The 25941-nt window shown below is 70.6% G+C and carries 27 protein-coding genes, 1 tRNA gene and 1 other RNA gene; 13 read left to right on the plus strand and 16 right to left on the minus strand.

What is annotated here, in order from left to right; translation table 11 throughout:
• The first annotated feature begins 26 nt into the window (after positions 1-26).
• The 5 genes from AXK60_RS12400 (at position 27) to AXK60_RS12420 (ending at position 3363) form a co-directional block, all read left to right on the plus strand.
• On the plus strand, positions 27-1268 hold the full coding sequence (locus tag AXK60_RS12400) for a Mur ligase family protein (protein WP_068571409.1): 1242 nt from the start codon (positions 27-29) through the stop codon (positions 1266-1268).
• Positions 1269-1294: 26 nt separating this feature from the next.
• Complete coding sequence (locus tag AXK60_RS12405; protein ID WP_068571533.1) at positions 1295-2002, plus strand: type 1 glutamine amidotransferase; 708 nt, start codon at positions 1295-1297, stop codon at positions 2000-2002.
• A gap of 226 nt (positions 2003-2228) precedes the next feature.
• Complete coding sequence (locus AXK60_RS26445; RefSeq protein ID WP_139057911.1) at positions 2229-2633, plus strand: hypothetical protein; 405 nt, start codon at positions 2229-2231, stop codon at positions 2631-2633.
• Positions 2634-2662: 29 nt separating this feature from the next.
• Positions 2663-2953 carry a type II toxin-antitoxin system Phd/YefM family antitoxin gene (locus tag AXK60_RS12415; RefSeq protein WP_139057912.1) on the plus strand — a complete coding sequence of 97 codons (291 nt, stop codon included), beginning with the start codon at positions 2663-2665 and terminating at the stop codon, positions 2951-2953.
• Entirely contained in the window at positions 2953-3363 is a 411-nt protein-coding gene (locus tag AXK60_RS12420) for a type II toxin-antitoxin system VapC family toxin (RefSeq protein ID WP_068571411.1), read from the plus strand. Before AXK60_RS12415 ends, AXK60_RS12420 begins: the two co-directional genes overlap by 1 nt.
• Here AXK60_RS12420 and AXK60_RS12425 read toward each other — a convergent pair whose 3' ends face one another.
• Genes AXK60_RS12425 through AXK60_RS12445 form a run of 5 tightly spaced genes read right to left on the minus strand, consistent with a single transcriptional unit; the run spans position 3364 to position 5889 of the window.
• Positions 3364-3888, minus strand: coding sequence for a methylated-DNA--[protein]-cysteine S-methyltransferase (locus AXK60_RS12425; RefSeq protein WP_068571412.1), 525 nt, complete (start codon positions 3886-3888; stop codon positions 3364-3366).
• A 2-nt stretch (positions 3889-3890) separates the two neighbouring features.
• Entirely contained in the window at positions 3891-4382 is a 492-nt protein-coding gene (locus tag AXK60_RS12430) for an SRPBCC family protein (RefSeq protein ID WP_068571413.1), read from the minus strand.
• Positions 4383-4391: 9 nt separating this feature from the next.
• Complete coding sequence (locus tag AXK60_RS12435) at positions 4392-4937, minus strand: uridine kinase family protein (RefSeq protein ID WP_068571414.1); 546 nt, start codon at positions 4935-4937, stop codon at positions 4392-4394.
• Positions 4938-4940: 3 nt separating this feature from the next.
• A complete protein-coding gene (gene recR, locus AXK60_RS12440) occupies positions 4941-5588 on the minus strand; it encodes a recombination mediator RecR (protein WP_068571415.1) in 648 nt (215 codons plus the stop codon).
• Between the two features lie 10 nt (positions 5589-5598).
• Positions 5599-5889, minus strand: coding sequence for a YbaB/EbfC family nucleoid-associated protein (locus AXK60_RS12445; RefSeq protein ID WP_068571536.1), 291 nt, complete (start codon positions 5887-5889; stop codon positions 5599-5601).
• A 111-nt stretch (positions 5890-6000) separates the two neighbouring features.
• Between AXK60_RS12445 and AXK60_RS12450 the strand changes: the two genes are divergently transcribed.
• Complete coding sequence (locus AXK60_RS12450) at positions 6001-6825, plus strand: N-acetylmuramoyl-L-alanine amidase (protein WP_231855447.1); 825 nt, start codon at positions 6001-6003, stop codon at positions 6823-6825.
• A gap of 24 nt (positions 6826-6849) precedes the next feature.
• Here the strand turns inward: AXK60_RS12450 and AXK60_RS12455 are convergent, their stop codons facing one another.
• Positions 6850-7788: a pseudouridine synthase gene (locus AXK60_RS12455; RefSeq protein WP_068571416.1), complete on the minus strand. Its 939-nt coding sequence runs from the start codon at positions 7786-7788 to the stop codon at positions 6850-6852.
• Between the two features lie 37 nt (positions 7789-7825).
• A complete protein-coding gene (locus AXK60_RS12460) occupies positions 7826-8266 on the minus strand; it encodes an SRPBCC family protein (protein ID WP_068571417.1) in 441 nt (146 codons plus the stop codon).
• A 189-nt stretch (positions 8267-8455) separates the two neighbouring features.
• Here AXK60_RS12460 and AXK60_RS12465 point away from each other — a divergent pair, with 189 nt between their 5' ends.
• The gene (locus AXK60_RS12465; RefSeq protein ID WP_068571538.1) at positions 8456-9853 is read left to right on the plus strand and encodes an FAD-binding oxidoreductase; all 1398 of its coding nucleotides are present in this window, start codon (positions 8456-8458) and stop codon (positions 9851-9853) included.
• A 1-nt stretch (position 9854) separates the two neighbouring features.
• Positions 9855-11156, plus strand: coding sequence for a class I SAM-dependent methyltransferase (locus tag AXK60_RS12470; RefSeq protein ID WP_068571418.1), 1302 nt, complete (start codon positions 9855-9857; stop codon positions 11154-11156).
• 108 nt (positions 11157-11264) lie between these two features.
• Here the strand turns inward: AXK60_RS12470 and AXK60_RS12475 are convergent, their stop codons facing one another.
• From AXK60_RS12475 to ffs, 6 genes are all read right to left on the minus strand, one after another.
• Entirely contained in the window at positions 11265-13499 is a 2235-nt protein-coding gene (locus AXK60_RS12475) for a DNA polymerase III subunit gamma and tau (protein WP_068571419.1), read from the minus strand.
• Positions 13500-13578: 79 nt separating this feature from the next.
• Positions 13579-15048, minus strand: a complete 1470-nt coding sequence (phoA, locus tag AXK60_RS12480) for an alkaline phosphatase (RefSeq protein WP_068571420.1) — start codon at positions 15046-15048, stop codon at positions 13579-13581.
• 56 nt (positions 15049-15104) lie between these two features.
• Entirely contained in the window at positions 15105-16337 is a 1233-nt protein-coding gene (locus AXK60_RS12485) for a threonine/serine exporter family protein (protein ID WP_244881093.1), read from the minus strand.
• Positions 16327-17607: a glycosyltransferase 87 family protein gene (locus tag AXK60_RS27635; RefSeq protein ID WP_068571421.1), complete on the minus strand. Its 1281-nt coding sequence runs from the start codon at positions 17605-17607 to the stop codon at positions 16327-16329. Before AXK60_RS27635 ends, AXK60_RS12485 begins: the two co-directional genes overlap by 11 nt.
• 29 nt (positions 17608-17636) lie before the next feature.
• Positions 17637-18923 (minus strand): aspartate aminotransferase type Ic, encoded by a 1287-nt coding sequence (locus tag AXK60_RS12495; protein WP_068571422.1) that lies wholly within the window; start codon positions 18921-18923, stop codon positions 17637-17639.
• Between the two features lie 34 nt (positions 18924-18957).
• Positions 18958-19052, minus strand: an RNA gene (gene ffs / locus AXK60_RS12500) — signal recognition particle sRNA small type.
• A 61-nt stretch (positions 19053-19113) separates the two neighbouring features.
• On the opposite strand from ffs, the gene AXK60_RS12505 reads away from it, so the two are divergent.
• The 4 genes from AXK60_RS12505 (at position 19114) to AXK60_RS12520 (ending at position 22113) form a co-directional block, all read left to right on the plus strand.
• Positions 19114-19199, plus strand: a tRNA-Ser gene (locus AXK60_RS12505).
• Between the two features lie 83 nt (positions 19200-19282).
• Entirely contained in the window at positions 19283-19612 is a 330-nt protein-coding gene (locus AXK60_RS26975; protein WP_244881094.1) for a DUF1330 domain-containing protein, read from the plus strand.
• Positions 19613-19614: 2 nt separating this feature from the next.
• Positions 19615-20457 (plus strand): alpha/beta fold hydrolase, encoded by an 843-nt coding sequence (locus AXK60_RS12515; RefSeq protein WP_068571424.1) that lies wholly within the window; start codon positions 19615-19617, stop codon positions 20455-20457.
• A 99-nt stretch (positions 20458-20556) separates the two neighbouring features.
• Positions 20557-22113 (plus strand): PE-PPE domain-containing protein, encoded by a 1557-nt coding sequence (locus AXK60_RS12520; RefSeq protein WP_068571425.1) that lies wholly within the window; start codon positions 20557-20559, stop codon positions 22111-22113.
• 3 nt (positions 22114-22116) lie between these two features.
• On the opposite strand, the gene AXK60_RS12525 is transcribed toward AXK60_RS12520, so the two are convergent.
• Entirely contained in the window at positions 22117-22758 is a 642-nt protein-coding gene (locus AXK60_RS12525; protein WP_068571426.1) for an SRPBCC family protein, read from the minus strand.
• Positions 22755-23105, minus strand: a complete 351-nt coding sequence (locus tag AXK60_RS12530) for an ArsR/SmtB family transcription factor (RefSeq protein WP_068571427.1) — start codon at positions 23103-23105, stop codon at positions 22755-22757. The genes AXK60_RS12525 and AXK60_RS12530 overlap by 4 nt, the downstream gene beginning before the upstream one ends.
• Positions 23106-23172: 67 nt before the next feature.
• Between AXK60_RS12530 and AXK60_RS12535 the strand changes: the two genes are divergently transcribed.
• On the plus strand, positions 23173-24381 hold the full coding sequence (locus tag AXK60_RS12535; protein WP_068571428.1) for a hypothetical protein: 1209 nt from the start codon (positions 23173-23175) through the stop codon (positions 24379-24381).
• 2 nt (positions 24382-24383) lie between these two features.
• Here AXK60_RS12535 and AXK60_RS12540 read toward each other — a convergent pair whose 3' ends face one another.
• The gene (locus AXK60_RS12540; RefSeq protein ID WP_068571429.1) at positions 24384-25907 is read right to left on the minus strand and encodes an esterase-like activity of phytase family protein; all 1524 of its coding nucleotides are present in this window, start codon (positions 25905-25907) and stop codon (positions 24384-24386) included.
• Between the last annotated feature and the right edge of the window lie 34 nt (positions 25908-25941).

Below are 25941 nucleotides of genomic sequence, written 5' to 3' on the forward strand. Positions count from 1 at the left end.
AACCACCTTGCCCTATCCTGGAACGCATGCCCGGACTCCCCCTCCGCGCCCGCGCGGCGCTGCTCGCCGCCCGATCCGCAGCCTGGGCGTCGCAGCGCGCCGGGCGCGGCAAGGGCTCGATGATCGGCGGCCTCGTCGCGCTCAAGATCGAGCCGAATCTCATGGCCCGGCTGGCCGACGGTAAGCGGACCGTCGTCGTGACCGGCACGAACGGCAAGTCGACCACCACGCGGATGACCGCCGCCGCCCTCGCCACGACGGGCCGCCCGGTCGCCACGCAGGCCGACGGGGCCAACATGGACGCCGGCATCGTCGCCGCGCTCACCGCGCACCAGGGCGCGTCGCTCGCCGCGCTCGAGGTCGACGAGCTGCACGTGCCGCACGTGCTCGATGCCACCGGCGCCGAGGCGCTCGTGCTGCTCAACCTCTCCCGCGACCAGCTGGACCGGGTGGGCGAGATCAACGCCATCGAGCGCCGCCTGCGCGCGGGCGTCGACGCCCACCCCGAGCTGACGGTGGTCGCCAACTGTGACGACGTGCTCGTGACCTCCGTCGCGTACGACGCGAAGAACGTCGTGTGGGTCGCCGCCGGGGCGGGGTGGACCAGCGACTCCACGTCGTGCCCCCGCTCGGGCGAGCCGATCGTCCGCGACGGGGACCACTGGTACTCGACGGGGACCGATTTCTCCCGCCCGGAGCCCGACTGGTGGGTGGACGAGTCGGACATCCACGGGCCGGACGGCTTCGTCGCTCCGCTGGTGCTGGCGCTGCCCGGCCGGGCGAACCGCGGCAACGCCGCACAGGCCGTCGCCGCCGCCGTCGCCATGGGCGCGGATCCGCTGGAGGCGGTCCGCGCCGTCGGCACCGTCGGGGAGGTCGCCGGACGGTACTCGACCGTCACCGTCGGGGAGCACACCGTCCGGATGCTGCTCGCCAAGAACCCCGCGGGCTGGCAGGAGGCCATGTCGATGATCGACGGCACCGCAGAGGGTCTCGTGATCGCCGTGAACGGGCAGGTACCCGACGGCGAGGACCTGTCCTGGCTGTGGGACGTGCAGTTCGAACGGTTCGAGAACGGCAAGGTCGTGGCGTCCGGCGAGCGCGGGGCCGACCTCGCCGTGCGGCTGACCTACGCCGGCGCCGAGCACACCCTGCTCCCGGATCCGTTGGCCGCCATCGCCTCCTGCCCGCCCGGGCGCGTGGAGGTGCTCGCGAACTACACGGCGTTCCGCGACCTGAACACGGCACTGGAAGGGCGGAGCGCGTGATCGACTTCTCCGGATCCGAGACCCGGATCACCGAGTCCACCTTGGTGATCGGCCTCGTGCTGCCCGACGTGATGGGCACGTACGGCGACGGCGGCAACGCGCTCGTACTGCGGCAGCGTGCTCGGCTGCGCGGCATCGACGCCGAGGTCCTGCCGATCACACTGTCCGACCCGGTGCCCGCGTCGTGCGACATCTACACCCTCGGCGGCGCCGAGGACAACGCGCAGCGGCTCGCCACCCGACACATGACGCGCTACCCCGGCCTCCAAGAGGCTGCAGCGAAGGGCGTTCCGGTGCTGGCGATCTGCGCTGCGATCCAGGTGTTCGGCCACTGGTACGAGACCTCCGAGGGCGAGCGCGTCGACGGCATCTCCCTGTTCGACTTGACCACGACACCGCAGGAGAAGCGCTCCATCGGTGAGGTGGAGGGCGTACCGCTGATCGAGGGCCTCACGCAGCCGCTGACCGGGTTCGAGAACCACCGCGGCGGCTCGACTCTGGGGCCGGACGCCGCACCCTTGCAGCGCGTGGTGCGGGGCACGGGCAACGGCGCCGGCGTGGCGGTCGACGGGGTCGTGCAGGGCAGCGTGCTCGGCACCTACATGCACGGCCCGGCGCTGGCCCGGAATCCCGAGCTCGCGGACCACCTGATCTCCCGTGCGACCGGGCGGCCGCTCGAGCCCCTGGACCTGCCGGACGTGGAGCTGCTGCGCCGCGAGCGCCTGCGGAAGTAGGCGCGCCCCGGCGTGAGTCCGCGGGCGCGAGCAGGCAGGTGGCTTCTCGAAAGCCATGCGCGAGACGCATGGCTACATCACCCCTGTTCATAAGGCATTTCTACACTCGAGGCCATGCGTGCGATGCATGGCCTCGCGCCGGATCCGATGAGTACGACCCTCGTGAGAGAACTTGTCAGTGGGTCGTTCTAGCGTGTCCCCATCATCGAGAGTTCGGGGGGACTTCATGAGCAGAACGAGCAAGCAGCGGCGGGACGCGCGGAAGAAGCGGAACCGACGAGCGCCGACGCCGCCGAGGAAGAATACGCAGGCAGCGACGCCGGCGATCCCCTTCGACGGATCGAGGTCGAACCACACGCCGACCTCAGATGCGGCGGATCCGGCTTCACGGAATCGCAAGGACGCGAGGGACGCCCGGCTCGCCACGCTGTTGCGATTCCTCTACACCCGCGTCGAAGACTCCCTCTACGAGACGATGTGCGAGTTGTACGAAGAGCTGTGCCCCGACGACGACCCGTCCGTCATCTACGAGCTGGCCGTTCCGGAGACGGCGGTCGCTGAAGTGGCAGTGGAGATCATCCGGGTCAGCGCTGGCGGGTGGCCGGACGAACCGAAAATGAGCGCCGCATGAGTAGCACAATGAGTGCTACATTCGGGGATATGGAGCAGATCGGGGTCCGGGAGCTGCGGCAACACGCCTCGAAGTACCTCGCGCGTGTGGAGGCGGGCGAGGAGATCGAGGTGACCAACCACGGCAAGCTCGTCGCTCGCCTGGTGCCGGTGAGCGAGAAGGAGCGCCAGTACCGCGAATTGGTGGCCTCGGGACTGATCATTCCCGCCGAACGGCCGCTCGACTTGGCCGCGATCACAGCGATGCGGAACGCCCGCCGTCCGCGCGAACCGGGCGAGAAGTCGTTGACAGAGATCCTCATGGAAATGCGGGATGAATAGTGATCTATCTCGACACGTCCGCTCTCACGAAGATGCTGAACCCGGAGAACGAATCGGATGCGCTCGCCGCGTGGATGGCTGCACAAACCGACGGAGGAGAGGAGCTGACCACGAGCGTCATCGGCCGGATCGAAATGGCGCGTGTCGCCGCGCGGTCACCTGATCCGGACGACGTTCCGCAGGCACAATTCGTAGGATCCCGGCTGGTGACGATCCCACTGAACACGACAATCGCGCGAGCGGCGGAAAGCGTGGGCCCGGCGTACCTGCGCTCGCTCGACGCCGTTCATCTTGCATCGGCCGTCAGCATCCGGGACCAGATCGCTGCCTTCGTCAGCTACGACAAGCGACTTCGCAAAGCCGCAGAGGCGGAGGGGCTCACGGTCGTTTCGCCGGGAGCGGAGGAGTAGTCACCAGAGCCCGAGCACGGCCTGTTCGGTGGAGAGCAGGCGCATCTTGGTGGTAACGCCGCCACCGGCGGAGAAGCCGCCGGTGCGGCCGTTCGCCGCGGTCACGCGGTGGCAGGGCACCACGGGCGGGTACGGGTTCTCGCCCAGCGCCCGCCCGACGGCCCGCGCAGAACCGGGAAGTCCTATCTCCGTGGCGATCTCGCCGTAGGTACGGGTGCTGCCCGGCAGGATCCGCCGGGCAGCCTCGTAGACGGCACGCTGGAAATCGGTGAGCCCGTTCATATCCAGCGACACCCACGACAGGTCGTCGTCGAGGTTCGCACCGGAGACCAGGTCGACGATCGCGGCGATCACCCGCGCGACCTCGGCGGGCGGCTCGGACGGATCCGCCCCTGCGCCGAGATGCCGGGCCGTCGCCTCGTCGGACTCCTCCGGCAGCCGGACGGCGGTAACGGCATCGTCTGCGCCCCAGGCGATCCCGCACCGCCCGACGGCGGTGTCGAAAAGGGCGTAGCCGGCCGTCACGGTCAGGCCGTCCGCCGCACGAGCTCGTCCAGATTGGCCTCCATGCCGGCCCGCCACACGCCGAGACGGTAGTCGACGATGCGCCCCTCCTTCTCGGGCTGCGCGGCGACCACGGCGGCGAAGGGCGAGGCACCGTCGCCGACCCGGGCCCACTGCCGGACGATCGCGCCCTGCCGGGACGGGTCGACCTCGAAACCCCAGGTGGCCCACGGCGCAGCTCCCTCGGGCCCGACGGCCCAGACCCAGCGGCGCCCGTCCTCGACCTCGACGACGACGGAGTCGGTGGTCCACTGCCCCAGCTGTTCGTTGCTGTTGTACCCGCGGAACCGCGCCCCCTCGGCGACGCCGGTGGCACCGTCGAGCCACTCGGCGCGCTCGAGCTCACCGTCGACAATGGTGGGCAAGGCGATGTCGGTGACGAACTCCCACGCCTGTTCGGGTGAGCAGTTCAGGACTCGGGAGACCTCGACGGTCGGGTTGTCACGCAGGCGCATGATCGGATCCTATTCGGCGGCCCGCGCGGCGACGACGGTGCAGCGCTCCCGCGTACCGTCGACCGCGAACCAACCGCGCTCGAACTCCTGCCAGCGCGCGAGCTCCGCGCGGGCCTCCTCGCCGTCGCGCGCGACGGCGCGCTCCAGCCGCTCCTGTGCGGTGCCGCCGTCGAGCCACAGCGCCAGCGAGATCCGGTCGGCGAAGGCACGACGCGCACTGGAGACGCCCTCGATCACGATGAGCGGGGCCCACGGCAGGCGCAGTTCCTCGCCCGGCGTGGGGACGCCCTCCCGCCAGACCATCGGGCGGTAGAAGGCGTCACGGCCGCGCACCAGCGGGTCGATCACTTCGGCCACGAGCTGCGGCCACCACGACACCGGGTCGTCCCAGGTCGCGTAGTGGTCCGTGCGCACCAGGGCGACGCGGGCACCCTCGGCGCGGAGATCGTCGACGAGGCGCTGCGCGTAGGTCGATTTGCCGGCCCCGGACGGCCCGTCGACGGCGACGATGCCCTCGGGCACGCCCAGCCGGGCCAGCACGTCAGCGGCGTTCACGGGTCAGCTCGGCGGCGTCTCTTCGAGCACGCGGGGCGGCTCGGCGAGGGTGCGGCGGCCGCTCATCGCCCGGCCGAGGGTCAACTCGTCCGCGAACTCGAGCTCGGCGCCCATGGGCAGACCCGCAGCGGGGCGGGTCACGCTCAGGCCCGGGAAGTCCTTGAGCATCCGGACCAGGAAAGCCGCGGTGGCCTCACCCTCCGTGTTGGGATCGGTGGCGATGATGACCTCGTCCACATCGACGCCGTCGACCGCGGTGCCGAGCCGTACGAGCAGCTCGCGGATCCGCAGCTTGTCGGGTCCGATGCCCTTGATCGGGTTCAGCGCGCCACCGAGCACGTGGTAGAGCCCGCGGTACTCACGGGTGCGCTCCACGGCCTGCACGTCCTTGGCCTCCTCGACCACGCAGATCTTCGAGGTGTCACGCCGCGGATCCGAGCAGATCCGGCATCGGATCTCGGCCGAGACATTGCCGCAGACCTCGCAGTAGCGCACGTCGTTGCGCACCCGGACGAGGGCATTGGTGAGCCGATCGATGTCGGTGGGCTGCACCCCCAGGAGGTGGAACGCGATGCGCTGGGCGCCGCGCGGCCCCACCCCCGGGAGCTTGGCCAGCTCGTCGATCAGCTCCTGAACGGGTCCTTCGTACACGTGCCGACCGTCAGAAGGGCAGGCCGCCGGCCAGCGGCCCCATCTTCTGCTGCGCCACCGCCGCGGTGTTGTTCTGAAGGTCGGTGAGCGCACCCAGGACCAGGTCCTGCAGGGTCTCGACATCCTCCGCGTCGACCACCTTGGGATCGATGGTCACGGCCGTCACCTGGCCGTCGCCGGTGCCGGCGACCTTGACGAGGCCGCCGCCGGCCTGCCCCTCGACGGTGGTCACCGCGAGTTCCTGCTGTGCCGCCATGAGCTGCTGCTGCATCGCGCCGACCTGGGCCATCAGGTCTTCCATCGAGCCTCCGGGCTGCATGCTTGTCTCCCTACGCCGGTCTCACGACCCGCTATGTCCGATTCATGTTACTCGTGATACCACTGTGCCGGTTGGGGCGGTACAGTGCGATCTGTGAAGAACCGCCGTTCCGCCCTCCTGGCCGCGACCATGATCCCCGCGCTGGTCCTCTCCGGCTGCACCATCGGTGACGCCGGACAGCGACGGGACGCGGCCGCTCCCTCCAGACTATCGTCCGGCGGGCCGGCACTCGTGAACAACGCGGCGCCGCTCGGTGCGGGCGCGCTGAGCGGCAAGAAGATCTTCGTCGATCCCGGCCACAACGGCGCCAACGACGCGTCGATCAACAAGCAGGTACCCACCGGTCGTGGCGGGACCAAGCCCTGCCAGACCACCGGCACCACCAGCGTGAACGGTGTGCCCGAGCACACCTTCAACTACGCCGTGGCCTACAAGCTGTATCAGGTGCTCACCGCCGCGGGCGCCCAGGTGATGCTCTCCCGCAACGATGACACCTCCGTCGCCTCCTGCATCGACGCCCGCGCCGAGGCCGCCAACACCTGGGGCGCCGACGCCGCCGTGAGCATCCACGCCGACGGCTCCGCCCCCGGTAACCGAGGGTTTCACGTGAATCTTTCCTCGCCGCCGCTCAACCCCTCACAGCAGACCGCGAGCCCCACGTACGCCAAGGCGATGGTCTCGGCGCTGACCTCCGGCGGCTTCACCCCGGCCACCTACATCGGCTCCGGCGGCCTCTACCCCCGCTCCGACCTCGCCGGGCTCAACCTGTCGACGGTGCCGTCCGTGCTCGTCGAGGCGGGCAACCTCAAGGACGCCGCCGAGGCCAAGGTCCTCGAATCGGCCGACGGCCAGCAGCGACTCGCCGACGCCATCGCCGCCGGCATCGCCGCGTACCTCGCAGCTCCGCAGACCAAGTAGTCGTGAATCCGGCCGATTCCTAGGTCACGAGGCCGAATCGTCCCTCGTGGCCGAGGAATCGGCCGGATTCACGACCGTCAGTTCACGGAGGCTGGCGTATGCGCGCTCAGCCCCGTCGATCGGGTCGACGAAGGCCAGACGTCGCGCCAACAGGCGCAGTGGATCGCTGAAATCGCCGTCCACGACCTCGCGTGCCTGCGGGTACAGCGGGTCCCCCAGAATCGGGGCGCCAAGACCGGACATGTGCAGCCTCAGCTGGTGCGTCTTCCCGGTCTCCGGCCGCAGCCGGTACCGCCCGACGGTGCCGCCTCTGCCGTCCGGGAGCTCCGCCTCCAGCTCGACGTGCGAGCGCGCGTTCATCGGGCCGTCGACCTCGTAGGCCCGCATGATTCCCGGTGTCTTCTCGATCCGGGACTCGACGACGGCCGGCAGCTCGAGGTCCTCACGGATCGGCGCCAGCGCCGTGTACTCCTTGCGTGCGCTCCCCGTCGCGAACAGCTGCTGGTACGCGCCGCGCACCGCGGGGTCACGCGTGAACAGCAGCACACCGGCGGTGAGCCGGTCCAGACGGTGCGCGGGCGAGAGCAGCGGCTCTCCCAGCTCGCGACGCAGTCGGACCAGGGCGCTCTGCACCACCCGCGCACCGCGGGGCATCGTCGCGAGGAAGTGCGGCTTGTCCACGACGACGATCCGCTCATCCTCGAACAGGATCGGCATAGCGAAGGGCACGTCGACCTCGTCGGGCAGTTCGCGGTACATCCACACGGCCTGCCTGGCCGTCACGGGCGTCGACGGGGCCAGCGGCGCACCGTCGGACCCGAGAACACACCCGTGGGCGCTTTCCCGGGCCACGTACTCCGAGGTGCCCGGGAACCGGGCCTCCAGGACCTCGCCGAGCGTGCGCCCGGCCTCCTCCTCGGCGATGACGAGACGCGTCGGGTCGACCCCGTCGCGCAACGGCAACGGCGCGACGGGGGCGCCGCGATGCCGCCGCGGGCGCCTAGCCGTTGGACTCGACCTGCACCTTGAGGTTGGTCAGCAATTCGTCGTAGATGCGGCCGAGACCCTTGGGCGCGAAGGTCTTCTCGAAGAAGCCGCCGATCCCGCCCGCGCCCTGCCAGGTGGTGGTGATCGTGACGGTGGACTGCTCGCCGGCGCCGGTCACGCTGTAGACGGTGACCATCGAGCTGTTCGCATCGGTCTCCGTGACGGAGTCGCCGGAGACGGTGACGGTGGCCCGCACGTTCCGGGAACGCTTCTCGGTGGCCTGCAGAACCCATTCGGCGACGGTGCCGGCGCCGTGCCCGCCCTCGACGACACGGAAGTCGCGGTAGTTCGGGGGCAGGATCTCGGCCCGGCGGGTGTAGTCGGCGACGGCGGCGAGGACGGCCTCGGGCGCGGCGGCGATCGTGGTGGACTTGGTGGCGGTTACCTGGGCCAACGTACTTCGATCCTCTTAGTGACGGGGCCGGCGGCGAGGCCACCGGCATGGATGTCGGCACCGCCGACGTGTTCGATGCCAGCCTAACCAATCGGTAACGAGGCGCGCGCGTCGCGCCCGAGAGGTATAGCGTCGGTAGATGTGAGCGATCGCAATGCCGCGCCGGTCCGCACTCCGACCACAGTCCCGATCGGGGGCGAATCCGCCTACCGAGAGGGCCTCGAGCGCCTGCTCGCCAGCTATCGCGCCATCCCCGCCGACGCCCGCGTGCGCCTGGCGAAGAAGACCTCGAACCTGTTCCGGGCCCGGGCCGCGACCGACGCACCCGGCCTGGATGTTTCGGGTCTGGGCGAGGTGATCTCGATCGACCCGGCGGCGCGGACGGCCGACGTCGGTGGGATGTGCACCTACGAGGACCTGGTGGCGGCGACGCTGCCCTTCGGACTGGCTCCGACCGTCGTGCCGCAGCTCAAGACGATCACCCTCGGCGGCGCGGTGACCGGCATGGGCATCGAGTCGAGTTCGTTCCGCGCCGGCCTGCCACACGAGGCGGTCCGCTCGATGGACATCCTCACGGGTACCGGCGAGATCGTCACCGCCACACCGGATGGGCCGCACGCGGACCTCTACTTCGGCTTCCCGAACTCGTACGGCACGCTGGGCTACTCGACCCGCATCACCGTCGAGCTGGAGCCGGTGGGGCGGTACGTGGAATTGCGCCACGTGCGCTTCCACACCCTCGACGACCTGCAGGACACGATGATCGACATCGTCGACGAACGCGAGTACGACGGCGAGCGGGTCGACTACCTCGACGGCGTGGTCTTCTCCGCCGACGAGTCCTACCTCGTCCTGGGCCGCGGGACCGACGAGGACGGGCCACTCAGCGACTACACGGGCCGGGACGTCTACTACCGGTCGATCCAGCACGCCGACGGCGTCACCCGCGATCGGCTGACGACCCACGATTACCTGTGGCGGTGGGACACCGACTGGTTCTGGTGCTCGCGCGCGTTCGGAGCGCAGAACCCCACGGTCCGGCGACTGTGGCCGAAGCAACTGCTGCGCAGCAGCTTCTACTGGAAGCTCATCGCACTCGACCGCAAGTGGGACATCGGCGACCGGCTCGCCGCCCGCAAGGGCGAGCCGCCCGGTGAGCGCGTGGTGCAGGACATCGAGGTCCATATCGACGACATCACCGAGTTCCTGGAGTGGTTCCTCGAAGAGATTCCCATCGAGCCGATCTGGCTGTGCCCGTTGCGGTTGCGTGAACCGCTGCCGCCGGGCGCGGATCCGGACCGGCCCTGGCCGCTCTACCCGCTGGAACCCCGCGAGACCTACGTCAACGTCGGCTTCTGGTCCGCGGTCCCGAAGCAACCCGGCCAGATCGAGGGCCGGGCGAACCGCCTGATCGAGGAGAAGGTCTCGGAGTTGGGAGGACACAAGTCCCTGTACTCCGAAGCCTTCTACGAGCGCGCCGAGTTCGACGAGCTCTACGGCGGAATCCACTTGGAGAAGTACAAGTCCCGGTACGACCCGGAGGATCGTCTCCTGGGCCTGTACGACAAGACAGTCAGGAGGCAGTGATTTGACGCGCTCCACGGAGCATCTCCCGAAGCTGAGCCTCGCGGAGATCATCGAGAAGGTCGCGGGCGGGAAGCTCGCGATCCGGGTGAAGGCCTACGACGGCTCCTCGGCCGGCCCGGACGACGCACCGTACGGACTCGACCTGCTCACCCCTCGCGGGACCACGTATCTCGCAACGGCACCGGGAGACATGGGCCTCGCCCGCGCCTACATCGCCGGCGACCTCGAGCTCACCGGCGCTCCCCCGGGAGACCCGTACGAGGCACTCAAGGCGCTCTCGGACGACCTGCAGTTCGCGAAGCCCGGGCCGAAGCTGATCGCACAGATCGCGCGGTCGGTGGGCGCCGAGCGGATGATCCCCGTGGCGCCGCCGCCGCAGGAGGCGATTCCCCGCTGGCGTCGCATCGCAGAAGGGCTGCGGCACAGCAAGGCTCGGGATGCGGACGCGATCCAGCATCACTACGACGTCTCCAACCGGTTCTACGAATTGGTCCTCGGCCCGTCGATGACCTACACGTGCGCCTGCTACCCGGACGTGGACGCCACACTGGAGGAGGCGCAGGAGAACAAGTACCGCCTGGTCTTCGACAAGCTCCGGCTGAAGGCCGGCGACCGGCTGCTGGACGTCGGCTGCGGCTGGGGCGGCATGGTGCGCTACGCCGCCCGGCGAGGTGTGCACGTCATCGGCGCAACGCTCTCCAAGGAGCAGGCGCAGTGGGCACAGGCCGCGATCGAAGCCGAGGGCCTCGGCGAGTTCGCCGAGGTGCGCTACAGCGACTACCGCGACGTCCCGGAGGGCGACTTCGACGCGATCAGCTCGATCGGCCTGACCGAGCACATCGGCGTGCACAACTACCCGTCGTACTTCACGTCACTGCGCGACAAGCTGAAGACCGGTGGGCTGCTGCTGAACCACACCATCACGCGGCACGACAACAAGCTGTCGGGCAAAGGCGGCCAGTTCATCGACCGGTACGTCTTCCCCGACGGCGAGCTCACCGGCTCCGGCAGGGTGATCGCCGCGATCCAGGACGTCGGCGGCATGGAGGTTCGGCACGAGGAGAACCTGCGCGAGCACTACGCGCTGACCCTCGCACAGTGGTGCAAGAACCTGGTCGCCAATTGGGACGAGGCCGTGGCCGAGGTGGGCCTCGGCACCGCCCGGGTGTGGGGCCTGTACATGGCGGGATCGCGGCTCGGCTTCGAGCGCAACGTGGTTCAGCTGCACCAGGTCCTGGCTGTGAAGCTGGACGAGAAGGGTGGCGCCGGCGACCTGCCCTTGCGCCCCTGGTGGGACGCCTGACGCCGGAGCCCTTCCCCCTTCCCGCGACAGAGAAGTGTTCCCGCGATCACCGTGGTGATCGCGGGAACGTTTCGTCGTCGCGGGAACGCAGCGGAGCGCTCGCCCCGATCAGATCGGGCGGGCGCCGAGTTCGTTGCGGAGCAGTTCGAGAGCGATCTCGTCGGGGTCGCGGCGGGGCGCGGTGGCGCCGCCCGACACCGCGTCCTCGCGGTGTGCGGCCTCGATCATCTCCTCCTCGGAGACCTCCTCGACCGGCGCCGGCTCGGGGTCCGGCTCGGGCGGAAGCGGGATGTCGTCATGGTGCGACGGTGCGCGGTTCTCCCGCCCGGCGGGCCGGGGGTCGGGCCGCTGATCGCCCGCACGGCTGCGCCGTTCGAAGGTGGGCGGGGCCTTGCGCTGCGGTTCCGCGGCAGGACGCTGCTGCGGCTGCGCGGCGGGCGCTCCTTGCTGCGGGCGGGCGCCGCTGCCGTCGCCGACCTCGACGTTCCACTGGGTGCCGAAGACCTCGCGGACCGCCTCGCGCAGGTTGCCCACGTGCTGCTGGTCGCTGAACCGGCCGAGCAATGCCGGGATCGGCAGCGCGAGATGCAGGACATCCCCCGCCAGGCCGAGCACCTGCATGTTCGTCATCAGCGTGGCCGTGACCTTGCTGCGACTGCTGACCGCCCGGAGCACCTTGGGCCAAGCCGTGCGGACCTCGTCGATCGACGGGCCCGACGCTACCTGCGCCGCAGCGGGGTCCACCCGGGGCGCCGGCGCGGGCTCGGGCACGCGCTCGGGCTCGTACGCGGGCTCCGGTGGCGCGACCGGCTCCGGCGCGGGCGGTGCCGACTGCTCGACCGGCTCCACGCGCGGCGGCACGGCCGGTTCCGACTCAGCGACGGGCTCGGGGTTCGGCTCCGGGTCCCGCTCGGGAGCCGGCCGGTGCAGTACCGGCTCGGACTCTGCGACCGCCGCGGGCTCGGGCGCAGCGGGCTCCTGTACAACGGGCTCCGGCGCGACGGGCGCGACGGGCGCAGCGGGGGCGGCTTCCGGCGGCGCTGCGGGAGCCGCCTCAGCCTGCCGCTGGCTGGGCCGAACGAAGCGGGAGGCGGCACCGTCGGGCTGGGGGGCGGGGGCCGACGACGGGGCCGGGGTGGCACCGTCGGACACCGGACCGGTGGGCACGGACCCGACGGCGAGCGGCGCGCCGGCGGGCCGGCGTTCGAGCGCCTCGATGCGCTGCAGGAGGGCGGCCTGCGAGTCGTCGGCGGCGGGGAGCAGCATCCGCGCGCACATGACCTCGAGCAGCAGCCGAGGCGACGTCGCGCCGCGCATCTCGGCGAGGGAGGCGTGCGTGACCTCGGCGCAGCGGGTGAGCGTGGCCAGCCCCAGCTTCGCGGCCTCCCCGCGCATGGTCTCGAGTACATCGACCGGCACGTCGATGAGGCCGCGATCGGCCGCGTCGGGCACGGTGTGCAGCAGGATCAGGTCCCGGAGGCGTTCGAGCAGGTCCGTGGCGAACCGACGGGGATCGTGCCCGGCCTCCATCACCCGCTCGACGGCGCCGAACAGCGCGGCACCGTCGGACGTGGCGAGCGCGTCGACCGCGGCGTCGATGAGGGCCGTATCGGTGACGCCGAGCAGGCCCAGGGCGCGCTGATAGGTGACCCCCTCGGCGCCCGCGCCGGCGAGCAATTGGTCCATGATCGACAGCGAGTCACGCGGCGAGCCGCCGCCGGCGCGGATGACCAGCGGATAGACCTGCGGCTCGACGGAGACGTGCTCGGCGCCCGTGATCTTCTCCAGCAGCGGCCGCATCACGTTGGGCGCGAGCAGCCGGAACGGGTAGTGGTGCGTGCGGGAGCGGATGGTGGTGAGCACCTTCTCCGGTTCCGTGGTAGCGAAGATGAAGATGAGGTGCTCCGGCGGCTCCTCCACGATCTTCAGCAGGGCGTTGAATCCCTGCGGCGTGACCATGTGCGCCTCGTCCACGATGAAGACGCGGTAGCGGGACTCGGCGGGGGCGTAGAAGGCGCGGTCGCGGAGCTCGCGCGCATCATCGACACCGCCGTGGGAGGCGGCGTCCATCTCCGTGACGTCCAGATTGCCGGGACCGCCGGGGGCGAGCGCGACGCACGAGTTGCAGACCCCGCACGGCGTGCTGGTGGGCCCCTGCTCGCAGTTCAGTGAGCGCGCCAAGATACGGGCCGACGAGGTCTTGCCGCAGCCGCGCGGCCCGGAGAACAGATAGGCGTGGTTGATGCGGCCGGAATCGAGCGCGGTACTCAGCGGCTCGGTGACGTGCTCCTGCCCCACGACCTCGGCGAACGTCGCTGGACGGTACTTCCGGTAGAGAGCCACGGTGTCAGGCTACCGGGGCGGGGTGACATGCACGGCCGACGGTTCATCGGTGCACATGCCGCCTCGCCCCGGTGGCGCCCTACTTCTTGTCGCGATCCAGACCGAGCACGTCGGTGATGTAGAAGAACGGGTCGGTCTGATCCGTCACGCCCACGACGTTCGCGGCGCCGGGACCGTACGCGGCGATGCGGACCTGGCCACCGGTGTGCTGCTCCTCGCCGGGGTCGAGCGACGTGCCGTAGTTGACGGTGAGGACTCCGCCGTCCTTGGTGTTCAGCGTGCGGGTCAGGCCGGGCGTGACGGTGCCCGCCTCGATGATCTGGCTGGTGTGCGCGTGGTCGCCGGTGACGATGACCAGGGTGTCCTTGTCCTGCTTGGCGAACTCGAGCGCCGTGGAGACGGCCTCGGACAGCTGCACGGTCTCGCCGATCTGACCGCAAGGATCGGCGTCGTGGTTGGCCTTGTCGACGGACCCGGACTCGACCTGCAGGAAGAAGCCCTTGTCGCCCTTGAGCAGATCGATGGCCTTCTTCGTCATCGACGCGAGCTTGGGGGTGGCACCGAACGCCGGGTTGGGTGCGCAGGTGATCGGCGCCTCCTTGCCGCCCTCCTTGGTGGCGGTCGCCTTGTCCCACAGGCGAGGCAGGTTGCCGTCGGCGAACACGCCGAGCAGCGGCTTGTCCTGATCGGCCGCCTTGATCGCGTCGAGCTCGTCGCCGGAACGGACGATCTGGTAGCCGCGCTCCTTGGCCTGCGCCTCGAGGGTCTTGTCCCGGTACTCACCCGCGGTCGCGGTCTGCGAGAAGGTCTTCCAGCCGCCGCCGAGAGTCACGTCCGCACGGGCCGCCAGCAGCTGCTCGGTGATGGAACCGAGGCCGCCGTTCTCCAGCGCGTCGGAGGTGCACTTCTCCTTGGTCTCGACGGGGCCGTAGCACTTGCGCTGGGAGACGTGCGCGACCTGCACGGCGGGGGTGGCGTCCTGCAACTCGGTGGTGGTGACGTTGCCGGTCCGGCGGCCGTTGGCCCGCGCGATCTCCAGGATCGAGCGCTGCGGCTTGCCGTTCACGTCGACCCCCACGGCGCCGTTGTAGGTCTTGGTACCGGTGGCCCACGCGGAGCCGGAGGCGGCGGAGTCGGTGGTGTAGTCGGGCTTCTTGGTGGTCTTGTCCAGCGCGTAGGTGGTGTAGTCGCCGGAGAGCGGCAGCTCGTCGATGCCGGGGATCCTCCCGCCCGCGCCCCACTGGTAGTTCCGCGCCAGCGTGAGTTCCTGGTTCGCGGTGCCGTCGCCGATCACGAGGATCACGTTCTTCGCCTTCGACCGCTGGATCGAGTCGGCGATCGCCTGCGTCTGGTCGCCCGCGAGGCGCTTGGCACCGCCGTGCGCAGTGATGTCGCCGGCCGCGACGCGATTGATCTCGACCTTCGCCGCGGTCTCACCCGAGACGCCGGGACCGCCGTTGTCGCCGCCGCACGCGGCGACCATGCCGAGCACCGCCACAGCGCTCACCGCGAGAGCCACCGGGGCCTTGCCACTACCGAGTTTCGTCATTCCAGCATGGAAACATGCGCATTTGAACATTTTTCGGTGCGCAGATGAACAACCCGTTACCGGGGCGCGCGAAGGCGCGCGAGCGGTCCGGCGGCCGCCTGCGCCATCGCGGATCCGAACAGCAGGCCCAACGCCAGGGCGCAGATCACCGCGCCCACGTCGACGACGGTCCGCACGCCCTGCTGCGGATCGATGCCGATCGAGGTCACCGACAGCAGCCCGAGACTGCCCGGCACGAGCACCCAGAACGCGGGTAGGAAGACCACGAGCCGCGGCAGCTGTGGCCGCAGGTACGCGGCCAGCGAGGCACCCAGGCTGCCCGCGATGGCGCCGAGGAAGCCGCCCAGCACCGCACCCGACGCCGCCTGCCCCGCGAGTTGCGCCCCGAAGGCCGCCGCAACGACCAGCGCGATCGCCGGCAGCAGCCGCATGGACGCCCCCTCGTTGAGGCACAGCCCGACGCAGATCACCGCCAGCCCGACCGGCGGTCCCCACGCCCCCAGCTGGTTCACCCGCACGTTCGCCAGCAACTCGGGTGCGACGCCGAGCACCGTCGTCGCGCTGAGGATGCCGAGGGAGAAGAGCAGCAGCTGCACCGTGCCGAAGGTGAGCCGGGCGCTGCCCGCCACCATCGCCCCGGCGGCCAGCTCCGACATGCCTGTCACCACGAGCGCGCCCGGCAGCAGGACGGCGAGCGGCGCGAGGAGGGTGCGCAGCGGACCGTCGAGCCAGCCCGCCTGCGCGGCGGCGAACACGCCCGTGCCCACCACGAACGCGGCGATCGTGGGGAGCAGCGTGGCGGCGAGCCGCACCCGGCCGGCGAGCCGGACGAGCAGCATCACCGCACCGCCGCCGATCGCGGCGGCGGCGATGTTCGGCCACCCGGGCTGCAGCAGCATCGCGATGCCGACCGCGATGACCGACCACGACAGGTCCTGCAGCCATCGCGGGTAGCGGTGCGGCAGCGACCGCAGGTTCCCCAGCCGCGCGAACGCCTCGTCGGCGGTGAGCCGCCGGGCGTTCAGGCCACGTCGGACCTCCGAGACGACCGCGGACTGGTCCAGCCGGAGCGGGCCGGCGACGGACTCGAACGTGGCCGGGGAACCGGGCTCGAGTCCCAGCGTGAGCCCCGTCGGTGTGGCGCCGACCTGCGCGAGCGGATAGCCCAGAGCCGTGGCGACGCCCTTGAGGTCGTACTCGACCTCGTGCACGGGCTGGCCCCCGGCGATCATCGCGGTGCCGAGGTAGGCGAGCAGCCGGCGGTCCTCGGCGACGCTGTCAGGCTGCACGATCGGCCCGGTCCGCGCGCCGCAGATGCCAGGTCGCGCCGACGAGGGTCGCGGCGAAGATCCACACGTAGACGCCGCCCGCGAGGGCCTTGAGCAGCGGATTCTCCATCGGCCGCAGGAAGATGCCGATGGCGTAGGTGTCGTGCACATCGTCGACGCCGGTGGGCTGCAGATGCGGGAAGTAGGTCACCCAGATGAAGGTGGCCGCGACGAGCCCGACGGCCGCCAGCAACGGGAGCGCACGGTCCACCCACGCTTTCGCCTGCAGCGCACGACCGAGCAGCAGTACCAGCAGCGGCACGATCCACACCCAGTGGTGCCCCCAGGAGAAGGGCGACACGGCGCAGGCCGTGAGCCCGACGACGGTGATCGCGAGCAGCGTCTCGCCGCGACGGTGCGCCCACGCCGCGATCGCCAGGCCCGCGAGCGCGGCCGGGACCGCGACCGCGAGCCAGATCGCCGTCGAGGGCTTCTCCGCGTGGGTGAGGAAGGCGATGAGGCCGTTGATCGACTGGTTGCCCACCTGGTTCGGCTCGCCGACGCGGTTGGCGTCGAGGAACGTGCCGGACCAGTACTTCCACGACTCGTGCGGGATCACCAGGAACCCGATGACGACGGTGCCGACGAGCGCGCCCAGGGCGTTCCGCGCCTCCCGCCACTGCCTGGTCACGACGAGATAGGCGAGGAAGAAGGCGGGCGTGAGCTTGATGCCCGCGGCGATGCCGATGCTGAAGCCCTTGAACCGTGCGCCCCTGGGCCGCCCCAGATCCCACAGCAGGAGCAGCATGAGGAAGACGTTGATCTGGCCGAACCAGATCGTCGTGCGGACGGGCTCGAGCACCGTCGCCACGAGGGTCAGGCAGATACCGGCGAACCACAGGCGCCAGTCCCGGGCGAAGCCGAGCAACCGGAAGGCGATCATGATGCACGCCAGCAGCGCGAGCAGCACCGCCCCGGTCCAGACCCAGCGCATCACGTCCGTGGACATCCAGCTCAGCGGCACGAACAGCACGCCGGCGAACGGCGTGTACGTGAAGGGCAGGATGTCGTTGAGCAGGGCACCGTCGTAGAGGCCCTCGCCGCCGCGGGCCACGATCTGGCCGCCCTTGCGATAGACCTCCGCGTCGATCTGGTTGTGGAACAGCCCGTACATCGGCGTGGAGAACGGGATCCGGACGAACTGCTGCCACACGGCGACCCCCGCGGACACCGCGAAGAGGGCCAGCACCCACCACTGCCGGGGGAACCGCCGGCTGTTCTCGTCCGCCACCGGCGCGATCCTCCTGCTCTTCGCGCGCCCTATTCGGGCTGCGACATCAGCTTTTCAGCAGAAGCCAAGAGTACACAGGTCGCCACGCCGTCCATTGCGGTCTCAAGCTCATCGATCGACGGGAAGGTCGGCGCGAGCCGGATGTTGCTGTCGTGCGGGTCCTTCCCGTGCGGGAAGGTGGCGCCGGCGGCCGTCAGGGCGATCCCCGCCTCCTTCGCCAGCGCGACGGTCCGCGCCGCCGTCCCGTCGAGCACGTCGAGGCTGATGAAGTAGCCGCCCGTGGGCTCGCTCCAGGACGCGACCTTAGCCGCGCCGAGCCGCTCCTCGAGGATCTCCAGGACCCGCGCGAACTTCGGCGCGATGAGGTCGCGGTGCTTGCGCATGTGTGCGCGCACGCCCTCCGCGTCGCCGAAGAACCGGACGTGCCGCAGCTGGTTCACCTTGTCGGGCCCGATCGAGGTCAGTCCGGTGTACTTCCCGTACCACGCCAGGTTCTCGGCGGAGGCGCCGAGGAAGCTCACGCCGGCACCCGCGAAGGTGATCTTCGAGGTGCTGGCCAGCACGTACGGCCGGTTCGCGTGGCCGGCCTCGGCGGCCAGGCCCAGGACGTCCGGGTCCGACGGTGCGTCGCCCACCAGGGGGTGCACGGCGTAGGCGTTGTCCCAGAAGATGCGGAAGTCCGGCGCGGCGGTCGGCATCGAGACCAGCTCCCGGGTGATCTCCTCGGAGTAGACCGCCCCCGTGGGGTTGGCGTACTTCGGCACGGTCCAGATGCCCTTGATCGACGGGTCGTTCGCCACCAGATCCTTGACCACCGCCATGTCGGGGCCGTCCGGGTTCAGGGGCACGACGATCATCTCGATGCCGAACTCGGCGGTGATGGCGAAGTGCCGGTCGTAGCCGGGGGCCGGGCAGAGGAACTTGACCGACTCCTCTGCGCCCCAAGGCCGCTCGCCGTCGACGGTGCCGTGGATCCACGCGAGCGTGATCAGGCGGTGCATGATCTCGAGGCTGGAGTTGTTCTGCGCGTAGAGGTTCGCGACCGGGATGCCGAGCAGCTCACCGAAGATCGACCGTAGCTCGGGCAGGCCGGCGAGGCCGCCGTAGTTGCGGGTGTCGGTACCGTCCGCGGCGCGGTAGTCGCCCTCGCCGGGCAGCGCGAGCAGCGCGTTCGACAGATCGAGCTGGTCGGGCGCGGGCTTACCGCGGGTGAGGTCCAGCTTCAACCCCTGGGCCTTCAGCGTCTCGAACAGCTCCGTCAGCTTCGCGTGGACATCGGCGAGCTCGGACTGACTCAGGGACACGTAGGTGGACATCGGGTGCGCCTCCGGCGGAAATCGGGCCCGGACATAAAGGGGACTCCGCGCACCCGCCAGAGCCCGTTGACCCTTGCTGCGTTCCCGCCCTGGGGGAGTTCACAGGATGGACGCCGCGCGGAGTCCGTGGACCACTATACGGGTCCGGCCCCGTTTGGGTCGACGGGGGCCTTCGTCTACAGTGGTCCACGGAGGATTCGCCTAGTGGCCTATGGCGCTCGCCTGGAACGCGGGTTGGGTTAATAGCCCTCAGGGGTTCAAATCCCCTATCCTCCGCAGATCAGGGGCGGTTCCGAGTTCATCGGAACCGCCCCTGAGTCGTTCCTCGGCATAAACGGCACGGTCCAACGGTTGCTCCGGTGAGAACCGTCCCGTTCCCCGAGCAAGGAGTCACCGTGGCCAAGGGCTATTGGGTCAGCGTCTACCGCGTCATCAAGGATTCCGAGAGGCTCGCCGCCTACGACGAACTGGCGCGGGTCGCCGTCCAGGCCGGAGGCGGGCGTCTCCTCTCGCGCGACGGGCGTGTCACCGCGTACGAGCAGGGCGTCGCCGAGCGCACGATCGTCATCGAGTTCGACAGCTTCGAACAGGCCGTCGCCACCCGGGAGAGCGCGGCGTACCAGGAGGCACTGGCCGCGCTGGGCGACGCCGTGGAGCGCGACTTCCGCATCGTCGAGGGGCTCGGCTGACGGTGACCGACGACCGCTTCCGCAGCGCCGAGGGCGCCCGCGCGGTGGGCGAGGAATACGCGCGACTGGTGTCGACGTACCTGCCGGGCGTGGAGCGCACCGTCGTCGATGGGACGCACGTCCTCAGTGCCGGGCCCGACGGTGCCCCTTCCGTCCTGCTCCTGCACGGCTCGGGCGGCACGTCGCTGAACTGGGCGAACGAGATCCCGCAGCTCGCGCGGACGCACCGGGTGCACGCGATCGACCTGCCGGGCGAGCCGGGCGGCACCGTCGTATCGCGACTGCCGCTGGAGTCTGGTGCGCACGCCGCCTGGCTCGCGGGCGTGAGCGATGCGCTCGACGCGGCCGAGGCGACGGTGATCGGGGAGTCGCTCGGCGGATGGGTCGCGCTGGACTACGCGGCCGAGCACCCTGCCCGCGTCCGGACCCTCGGCCTCCTCTCGCCCGGCGGGCTCGGGCCGCGCCGAACGGCTCCGCTCCTGGTGGCGGGCCTGTTGAGCCTGCTCGGCGAGCCCGGCCGCCGGGCCGCGATGCAGTACTTCACGGGCTGGACGCCGCCCACGGACCCCGGACTGGGCCGCGATCTCGCCGCGTTCAGCGGGCTCACCTTCCGGAACTTCCGGCCGCGCACCGACGGCCTGCCCGTCTTCCCCGACGCCGCGCTCGCCGGCATCACCGCCCGGGTGTCCGCCGCGTTCGGCGGTCGCGATCGGATGCTCGACGGTCCGCGCGCCGCCGAGCACGCGCGGGCCGTGTTCGGCGAGGACGCGGTCGCGCTGCTCCCGGACGTGGGGCACCTGCTCCCCGACCGCGCCGAGCGGGTCCTGGCGGTCTGCTCGGGGTAGCCGGGCGGCGAGCCGCACCGCGGAGGGTTGCGTTCGTGAGCGCAACGAGACGACCCGTGCGAAACTGAGAGCAACCTGAACACGAGAGGCCGCACCGTCATGCGCGAAACCGCCCGCAAGCTCGGATACGTCCTGGTCACACTCCTCGGTGCGATCACCCTCACCCTCACCTCGGCGGTCGCCTGGGCGGCGACGACCGTCCTCGTGGTGCCGGGAACAGGCACCAAGGACCCGTCGAAGGTGGCGGGCTACCAGGAGCACGCGATCGGCTATTACGTCGCGCCGACCGGTGCGTGCGCCGTCCCGGGCGGCTGTGAGGCGACCCCGGTGCCGTACATCGCCGAGTTCTGGCCCATCCCACTCTCCGGGTGGGGCGGCTTGCAGGGCGCGAAGTGGGACGATTCCGTCGCGAGCGGCGTGACGAGCCTGAACACCGCGTACGGCGCGGCGGACAAGACCGATCCGATCGTGATCTTCGGCTACTCCCAGGGCGGCACCGTCGTCAGCGCGGTCAAGAAGCAGCTGGCGGGACAACCCGGCGGCGTCCCCGACAATGTCTCGTTCGTCCTCATCGGCAACGCGAGCCGCCCCAACGGAGGGCTGTTCACGCGGCCGTCCTTCCTCGGCCACATCCCGATCGTCGATGTGACCTTCGGCCCCGGAACGCCGACGAACACCGCGAAGCCCGGCACGATCAACACCACCGATGTCGCGTTCCAGTACGACGGCGTGGCCGACTTCCCCCGCTACCCCGTCAACCTGCTCGCGACGGCGAACGCGCTCGCAGGATTCTGGTACGTGCACGGCACGATGCTCGCGCCCAAGGGATCCGACGATCAGTCGGCCACGCCCATCGGATACACGCCCGACGAGGTACGCGCGGCCGTCGACGCGGCGACGAAGGACTGCACTGCGGCCACCTACTGCCAGACCAGCGGTGACACCAGGTACATCACGCTGCCGGCGAAGATCCTGCCGATCATGCTGCCGTTGCTCGATCTCGGCGCCGCGACCGGGACGACCGCCGTCGTCCGGCCGTTCGTCGACCTCGTCTCCCCGCTGGCGCGCGTGATCATCGAGACCGGTTACGACCGTTCCGATTACGGGAAGGCGACGCCGTTCGGGCTGCTTCCCCCGATCGATCCGCTGCGGCTCGGCGGCGACCTACTCGGTGCTGCGGTCCAGGGCGTGGGCCAGGCCGCCACAGGCACGGGCGACGCGTCGCGCTACCTGGCGCCGACATCCACCGCGACCGCAACGACGACCGCTGACGCCCCGACCAGTGGCACCGAGGCTCCCCCGGCGGGCGATCGGTCGACGCTGCTGCAGCTCGCCAGAAGCGCCGCCCCGCTGCCGAACACGACATCGCAGGCTGAGACTTCCGCCGCCGAGTCCGCGATCCCGACGGAGCCCGCAGGCTCGACCGAGCCGGCTGCCGGAGCTGGGACGCCGACCGGAGAAGCGCCGTCCGAGCCGGCCACACCGGTCGTCACGGACGCGGCCGCGCCCGGAAGCGGCGCGGCAACGGCGGAGACACCGACGGGATCGACGCCGAGCGCGACCGCTCCGTCCGAGCCTGCGCCGTCCGACCCTGCGATGTCCGCGCCGGAGAAGGACTCCGACGACGCACCCGTGGTGCCGGCCGCGGCGGCCTGACCGCTACTCGCCCGAGAAGAACGCGGCGGTCCGCTCGCCCTGCGCGCGAGCGAATTCGGCGGGCACCCCGGCGGACTCGGTCGCCGCCGCCCACGACATCGCCGACTCGACGATGAAGGACTTCGCGGCCGGCGTCGCGAAGAACGCTTCGGCATCCTCCGGGCGGTCCTGGCCGGTCGTGATCAGTGCGTTCAGGCCCAGGAACCCCAGATCCCAGCCGACGCCGGTGGCGCCGGGTCCGAACTGCTCGTAGAAGTCCCGGGCGTTCTCCCCCGAGTGGGTCAGCGTGAGACGGGCACCGTCACCGTCGGCCTCTACGGCGACCTCCACCTGCGAACTGCCGCCCATGATCTCCCAGGAGATCAGGTACCGGTGCGGCGCATCGCATTCGAGCACGGTACCGGCGGCGTTACCCTCCACCTGGAAGCGGCCGCCGAGTACGAGCTCGCCGTGGACCGGCGCGAACCAGCGCGGTAGGCGCTCGGCGCTGGTGACGGCGTCCCAGAGGTCGGCGACGTCGGTGGGGTAGGTCTGGCTGAGCGAGGCGGAGACGAAGACCTGCCCCTCGCCGCTGTCGCGCACCTCGGCGCGACGGGTGACCGCCGCCGGCTGGGCCGTGGCGAGATCGTCGATGTCGTAGGTCATTTCTCGTCCTTGTCCCTAGTCGATCGGCGGGCCCTCTTACCGCGCGCGATCTCGGTACCGAGGGCCGCGAGACGCGGCGCCCAGAAGTGTCGGAAGGGCACCAGCCAGTCATCCACCTGACGCAGCGGTTCGGGGCGCACAGCGTACAGGCGGCGCGTCCCCTCCGGCCGGACGGCGACGAATCCCGCCTCGCGCAGCACCTTCAGGTGCTGCGAGACCGCGGGTTGGCTGATCCCGAAGCGTGCCCGCACGTCGTCGCTCAGCGCGCCCGCCGACAGCTCCCCCTGAGCGAGGAGCTCGATCAGGTGGCGGCGGACGGGATCACCGAGGACGTCGAAGGCGTGCACGAGAACAAGTATTTCAGTAACTGCTTATATAAGTCAAGAGTGAATAAATGGGCGCGATACTGAGGGCATGGCAGACATCGACTGGGAGGCGGTCGGGACGGCGCTCATCGCGCAGGTGGAACGCGCCGTCCGCGTCGCGGCGGAGGACTCGCACGGCGCGGCCCTGCGGTGCGCAGCGTTCCACGGCTTCTACGCCGACGGCACGCAGGTCGCGTGGCCGGTGGTCTCCGTGGCCACCGCCGAGTGGGTCGCCGACAACGTCGCCGAAGGCGGGCTGAACCCGGCCGACATGCCGTACTTCTACGACCCCGACGATCCCGACCGGCTCGAAGCCGCGATCACCGCAGCGGCCGTTGCGGACGACGGCGAGCGGTTCGCGGAGGTCGTCGCGCGGTTCGAGGACGCCGTGGTCGCGGCCTGCGCACCCGCCACCGCCCGCATCCGCGCCGCGGGCCTGGTGGGAGGGGACTTCTTCGTCGTCGCCGCCGACGAGGGCGAGGAGCTGGTGCCCCGCTCCGTGTCCGCCGCCGTACTGCGCGAGTGCTTTCCGCGCCTCGTCGCCGCGGACACCGAGCGCGCCCGGATCGCCGGCCTCCCACCCGCGGAGCGGGCCGAGGAGTTCCTCGCCCTCACCGGCCGGTTCGACGGTCCGCTCACCGCCGAGGACGGTGCCGCCGGGCTGATCGGGCTGGGGGCGGAAGCGCTGCCGGCCCTCATCCGACGGATCGCCGAGGCGCGCGACCCGTGGTGGTTCGCCATGATCGCCGCCGAGATCGGCGTGCCCGACGAGCGGGTCGTCGCCGCGCTGACGCGCCGTCTGGGCACCGTCGGCCTGCGGGAATCCACGCTCAACTGGCTCGCGTCCGCACTCGGCGCCCTCGGCCGCCTCGACGCCGTGGAGGCGGCCGGCGCTTCCGACGAGGCCGTCGCGGCAGCCGCGTCATTCCCGCTGCGCTCGATGGTGCGCCCGCGCGGACCGCTCGACTACGGCCCCCTCGCCGACCTGCTCCAGCGCAGGCCCGACCTGCACCGCCCCGTCGCGGAGCGCCTCGCGCCCGGCACGAGCTACCGCGAGCTCGGCCCGGGCGACGCGCCGGCGGCATTCGCTGCGCTCGCATCCCCCTGGCCCGTGATCCGGTGGCACGCGATGTTCGTGCTGTCCCACGCGCGCCTCACGCCCGCCGAACGCGCCGCGTTCCGCAGCGCCCACGCCCGGCTCCTGATGGACGACCCGTCGGCCGAGGTCCGGGAGTACGCCGGGCGGGTCGCGCCCTGACCCTACCCGACGGTGACCGTGATCGTCCGCTCGACGACGGGCTCGTTCAGCTTCGTCGTGTCGACCTTGAGTATTTCGAGGCTGTCCTGCAGCCCGTTGGCCAGGATCTTCGCCGTGAGCTGGAAGGGCGTCCTCGGGCCCGCGATCCCAGCGAGTCCGAAGTCGCTGTCGTTGGCGATGAACAGGGTCTTCCCGCCGTCGGTGGTCGCGAGGCCCTCCACCTTGTCGTGGCCGAAGAAGGTCCCGGCGGGGTTGAGCTTGTCGACCAGGCCGCTGAGGTCGAGGGCCGTCGTCTTGCGGACCGGGGTGATCCCGGCGCCCTTGAGCGCCGCCTCCGCCTCGGGCGTCGTGCTCACGCCCACGATCGTCTCGGGAGTCTGCTCACCGAGCGGGGTGGCACCGTCGAGGCTGATGCGGTAGACGGTCTTGTTCGCCCGAGGGGCGGGCTTGCCGTCGCGCTCATCGACGAGGAACTCCGTGTTGGAGATCGCGGTGATCTCGGAGACCGCCTTCTTGGTGTCCTTCGGGTTGTCCAGGAGGTAGACGAACTGCTGGACGGCCTTGGTCTTGAGGTCGACGACGACGATCCGCACGGCCGGCACCTCCTTCGCGTTGCCGTTCAGGCCCGGGACGTTCAGCGCCGACTGCATGATCCCGACCAGGCGCGAACCGTCGGGCGTCACGGTGAGTCCCTCCATGCCCTGGTTGGGCGTGCGGGACTTCAGCACCTCCGGCAGCCCCTTGCCCGGCACGAGGCGATCGAGTTCCTGGCCGTTGGCATCGAAATGGATGAGGAAGGGCCCGTATTCGTCGGACACCCAGAAGGATCCGTCGGGCAGCGCGACGAGCCCCTCGGGATCGATGCCGTGGTCGGTCGGCGGGATCTCCCGGCCGTCGAGGTCGAGCATCTTCTCCCCGGTCGGTGCGGCGGTGTCGTTCCTACCGTTGAGCGGCTTGCCGTCGCGACCCTTGAGCGTGATCACGCTGGTCAGCTTCACAACACCGTCCTCGAGCGCGAACCGGCCGATCTGCGGCGTGAAGTCCGGCGTCACCGACACCTTCTCGTCCTTCCCGGGACCGTCGACGTTGGGGCCGCGGTCGGTGAGGCCGTAGAACTCGCCCTGCGCGCCGGGGACCGGCGTCCACACCGAGCCGTAGCCGCTGCCGTCCACGGATACGCCGCCGACGGTGGCGAGCGGCGGGATGTCCGATGAGTACAGCGCGACCGCGGGTGAGACAACGGCCTTGAGCTGGACCGACCCGGTGAAACCGGCCTTGGGCTTGAACACCAGAGCGCCGCCCTTCGCCGCCTCGACGGTGCCGTCGGCCGTCGGCTTGACGGCGACGACGGCGCCGCCCTGCGCCAGACGCGCGAGCTGCCCGGCGCTGATCGTGAGCGGCGCGTTCGCACCGGTCTTCAGATCGAGCTTGGCCGCGTCCTCTGCCTTACCGGGCGAGCAGGCGACGAGTGTGCCGCCCGCAAGAACAGCGACGAGGGCGGCGGCGAGGTGGCGACGTGAACGCATGTCCTGTGCATACCAGATGCGGATGAACCGGACG

The organism is Tsukamurella pseudospumae, from assembly GCF_001575195.1.
In the GTDB taxonomy this organism is placed as follows: Bacteria; Actinomycetota; Actinomycetes; order Mycobacteriales; family Mycobacteriaceae; genus Tsukamurella; species Tsukamurella pseudospumae.

Coding starts and splice junctions, on each gene's coding strand:
- AXK60_RS12400 (WP_068571409.1), top strand. CDS start 27: ATGCCCGGACTCCCCCTCCGCGCCCGCGCGGCGCTGCTCGCCGCCCGA.
- AXK60_RS26445 (WP_139057911.1), top strand. CDS start 2,229: ATGAGCAGAACGAGCAAGCAGCGGCGGGACGCGCGGAAGAAGCGGAAC.
- AXK60_RS12415 (WP_139057912.1), top strand. CDS start 2,663: ATGGAGCAGATCGGGGTCCGGGAGCTGCGGCAACACGCCTCGAAGTAC.
- AXK60_RS12430 (WP_068571413.1), bottom strand. CDS start 4,382: ATGCGCCTGCGTGACAACCCGACCGTCGAGGTCTCCCGAGTCCTGAAC.
- AXK60_RS12445 (WP_068571536.1), bottom strand. CDS start 5,889: ATGGAAGACCTGATGGCCCAGGTCGGCGCGATGCAGCAGCAGCTCATG.
- phoA (WP_068571420.1), bottom strand. CDS start 15,048: ATGACGAAACTCGGTAGTGGCAAGGCCCCGGTGGCTCTCGCGGTGAGC.
- AXK60_RS12495 (WP_068571422.1), bottom strand. CDS start 18,923: ATGTCCACCTACGTGTCCCTGAGTCAGTCCGAGCTCGCCGATGTCCAC.
- AXK60_RS12520 (WP_068571425.1), top strand. CDS start 20,557: ATGCGCGAAACCGCCCGCAAGCTCGGATACGTCCTGGTCACACTCCTC.
- AXK60_RS12525 (WP_068571426.1), bottom strand. CDS start 22,758: ATGACCTACGACATCGACGATCTCGCCACGGCCCAGCCGGCGGCGGTC.
- AXK60_RS12535 (WP_068571428.1), top strand. CDS start 23,173: ATGGCAGACATCGACTGGGAGGCGGTCGGGACGGCGCTCATCGCGCAG.
- AXK60_RS12540 (WP_068571429.1), bottom strand. CDS start 25,907: ATGCGTTCACGTCGCCACCTCGCCGCCGCCCTCGTCGCTGTTCTTGCG.